Annotated in this window: 1 protein-coding gene; it reads right to left on the bottom strand. The window is 69.2% G+C overall.

Annotated features, from left to right (window positions below):
- Window positions 1-67: 67 nt before the first annotated feature.
- On the bottom strand, window positions 68-643 hold the full coding sequence (locus E1281_RS39810; RefSeq protein ID WP_131884835.1) for a TerD family protein: 576 nt from the start codon (window positions 641-643) through the stop codon (window positions 68-70).
- Window positions 644-725: the final 82 nt, after the last annotated feature.

The following is a 725-nucleotide window of genomic DNA, read 5'->3' as shown; positions in this document are numbered from 1 at the left end:
CGGTCGCACCGTGGGCAGGGCCACGCGGACGGGGGCGTCCACGCGGCCCCGCCCGCGCGGACGGCCGTCAGGCGTTGACGCCGAAGTCCTTCGCCACCCCCGAGAGCCCGGAGGCGTATCCCTGGCCGACGGCGCGGAACTTCCATTCGGCGCCGTTGCGGTAGAGCTCACCGAAGACCATGGCCGTCTCGGTGGAGGCGTCCTCGGTGAGGTCGTAGCGGGCGATCTCGGTGTTGTCGGCCTGGTTGACGACGCGGATGAAGGCGTTGCGGACCTGCCCGAAGCTCTGCCCGCGGCCGTCGCCGTCGTGGATCGACACCGGGAAGGTGATGCGGTCGATCTCGGCGGGCACCGACGCCAGGTTCACCTTGATCTGCTCGTCGTCGCCCTCGCCCTCCCCGGTGAGGTTGTCGCCGGTGTGCTCCACGGACCCGTCGGGGCTGCGGAGGTTGTTGAAGAACACGAAGTGCTGGTCGGAGGGGACCTGGCCCGCCTCGGTCAGCAGCAGCGCGCTTGCGTCCAGGTCGAAGTCGGTGCCGGTGGTCGTGCGAACATCCCAGCCCAGGCCGACCGTGATCGCCGTCAGTCCCGGCGCCTCCTTGGTCAGGGAGACGTTGCCGCCCTTGGACAGGCTGACACCCATGGAGTTCTCCTCTCGCGGTTCTGTTACTACAGTTGTAACAGCTCGAAGCCCCTCGCCAGGCGGCCTCGCGCATACCGGCGTC

This window comes from Actinomadura sp. KC345 (assembly GCF_004348515.1).
GTDB lineage: Bacteria > Actinomycetota > Actinomycetes > Streptosporangiales > Streptosporangiaceae > Spirillospora.
This window is presented reverse-complemented; position numbering and strand designations above follow the sequence as displayed.

Bases quoted from the DNA above. Each gene is read 5' to 3' on its own strand.
- E1281_RS39810 (WP_131884835.1), bottom strand. From the start codon at position 643: ATGGGTGTCAGCCTGTCCAAGGGCGGCAACGTCTCCCTGACCAAGGAG.